4 protein-coding genes and 1 pseudogene are annotated in these 1,910 nt (G+C 48.2%); 2 read left to right on the top strand and 3 right to left on the bottom strand.

What is annotated here, in order from left to right; all coding sequences use genetic code 11:
* Nucleotides 1-450 precede the first annotated feature (450 nt).
* Nucleotides 451-612, top strand: a pseudogene (locus tag CKO12_RS14130) (DnaB-like helicase C-terminal domain-containing protein); the annotation flags it as partial.
* Nucleotides 613-628: 16 nt separating this feature from the next.
* On the opposite strand, the gene CKO12_RS14125 reads toward CKO12_RS14130, so the two are convergent.
* The 3 genes from CKO12_RS14125 to CKO12_RS14115 form a co-directional block, all read right to left on the bottom strand.
* A complete protein-coding gene (locus CKO12_RS14125) occupies nt 629-913 on the bottom strand; it encodes a type II toxin-antitoxin system YafQ family toxin (RefSeq protein ID WP_200155362.1) in 285 nt (94 codons plus the stop codon).
* Complete coding sequence (locus CKO12_RS14120; protein ID WP_207146392.1) at nt 900-1,166, bottom strand: type II toxin-antitoxin system RelB/DinJ family antitoxin; 267 nt, start codon at nt 1,164-1,166, stop codon at nt 900-902. Before CKO12_RS14120 ends, CKO12_RS14125 begins: the two co-directional genes overlap by 14 nt.
* Before the next feature lie 81 nt (nt 1,167-1,247).
* A complete protein-coding gene (locus CKO12_RS14115; RefSeq protein WP_200155361.1) occupies nt 1,248-1,625 on the bottom strand; it encodes a hypothetical protein in 378 nt (125 codons plus the stop codon).
* A 182-nt stretch (nt 1,626-1,807) separates the two neighbouring features.
* Between CKO12_RS14115 and CKO12_RS14110 the strand changes: the two genes are divergently transcribed.
* A partial coding sequence (locus CKO12_RS14110; protein WP_274599928.1) for a nucleotide-binding protein occupies nt 1,808-1,910 on the top strand: 103 nt, incomplete at its 3' end.

Genomic DNA, 1,910 nt, shown 5'->3' with positions numbered 1-1,910 from the left:
CTGCGGGGTTGGTTGGAATATCGCTGCGGCGATTGATCTTGATGGACTGAGATCGTTACAGGATGCCCTAACAGGTACTTTAGAACAGGACGCGGATTTGATCCTGTTTGTCTACCGCGATGAGGTTGATACATAGTACTCAATAACCTACTAATTTTTACCATTTGCTACTAATCACTGGTTTGACATCATCGCCACATCATGGTTATTGTGTTTGCAACAACGTGTACCTTATGGCGAGAACCAAGCCCGCGTTGTTAATTGAGCTCTTTAACAAGTTCGAGTATGCGGTTGCTAACACGAGTTGTTAGCGTAAAACTTGAAACACATCTAAGAGTTAGAGCACGAAGTGTTTATTTCGTGCCTTGGTAAATATACCCGACAACGCCGGTTACGGATCAAGTTGTCGCAGTTAACGAAAGTTAAGAAAAATGTATCGGTCTATACCCAGAGAGCAAAGACGTTGGGACTGCCGAGATCATCATTGCCAAACAGCGCAACGGCCCGATTGGAACGGTGCGCCTCACCTTTCTCGGTAAATACACCAAGTTTGAGAACTTCATTCCCAATGAAGTCGAACCACCAGATGTGGTGCCTCCATTACCGTACTGATACTAGATATTGTGGTTTAGCTGAACAGTTCACTGTGTGAACCAAGCCGGACTAACCGCAAGATATTGTGATCCAATTTCCGATAGACCAATAACAAATCAGGTTTGATGTGACACTCGCGGTTGCCTGTCCACTGACCGCTTAGTGCATGATCGCGGTTACTCGCTGGCAAGGTTTGGTCAGCAACTAACGCTGCCAATACCTTCATCACTAACGCATCCAGATCAGAACGGTGCTGCGGATTTGCCTTCGTGTGCTTGTAATCGCGTTTGAAAGTTGATGATCGTTCAATCGTCCGCATTCAAGTCCGCCATCAGATCATCAATGCTGTTGAAATGTTGACCTTTACCTGCCTCCAGTTCAGTGATCGCAGCGCGGGTTATCGCACTCGCTGCTCTAACTTCAAAGGGTAAACAACGATCATCAGCAATGCGGCGCATCAATAAGCGAATCGCATCAGAGATAGATAAACCCATTGCCTCCAATGCTTCCTCAGCACGTTCTTTGGTCACGGGATCAATGCGGGCACGAACATAGGTATTGACGCTAGACATGATGATGCGCTCCTAACTGTTGGAGTGTTGACTGTAGTCTTAATCGGACTACACAACAATCGTCTTAGCGGATCATCACCGTTAATTGGCATTGCCGCGAGTGCCACCTACTGCAATCAGATACCGCCCGGAGCTGGGCAATACACCCGTCCATTCCACTGCATCATCACCCTCACCCGCATTGGGCAAGGTTTCACCCGCAATTGAACCATCAGCTTGAAGCCGATACTTGGGCGCATAGAGATTAAAGACCGCATTATCTTCAATCGCATGGATTGCAACGGTCATGGTTTGCCCTTGTTTAGCGATGATTGAATAGCGATCCCGCTCACCGCGCACCACACTTGCTGACACCGTGCGGGATGACTGGCCTGTCGGGAATTGAATCGCGGTCACGCCATCAGCCAACACCGTGACACTGAAGAATAGAGCGATGATCGGAATGCGGCTGATGTTCATGGTAGTGGCACAGTGAGATGACGGAATTGATCGGTTTAGTGCTGACAAATTTTCAATTCTCCCGCAAAAAATCGGTTATTAGTGTCGGCTAATTTCCGCAAAGCACCACCAGCCCCCACCCACGCAACCAAGGATCAATTTAAGTTAAATTAGCGTCACATTTCAGCCCACGAGACGCAACCATGATCCTTCTCCTCGGCGGTGAGAAAAGCGGCACCGGCAAGAGCACCATTGCCGTTAATCTCAGCGTCTGGTTAGCCAATGCCGGGATTGACGTATTATTGA

The organism is Chromatium okenii, assembly GCF_016583745.1.
In the GTDB taxonomy this organism is placed as follows: domain Bacteria; phylum Pseudomonadota; class Gammaproteobacteria; order Chromatiales; family Chromatiaceae; genus Chromatium; species Chromatium okenii.
Note: the sequence above shows the minus strand (reverse complement) of the source record. Positions and strands in the feature narration are given on the sequence as shown.

Bases quoted from the DNA above. Each gene is read 5' to 3' on its own strand.
- CKO12_RS14125 (WP_200155362.1), bottom strand. From the start codon at position 913: ATGCGGACGATTGAACGATCATCAACTTTCAAACGCGATTACAAGCAC.
- CKO12_RS14120 (WP_207146392.1), bottom strand. From the start codon at position 1,166: ATGTCTAGCGTCAATACCTATGTTCGTGCCCGCATTGATCCCGTGACC.
- CKO12_RS14115 (WP_200155361.1), bottom strand. From the start codon at position 1,625: ATGAACATCAGCCGCATTCCGATCATCGCTCTATTCTTCAGTGTCACG.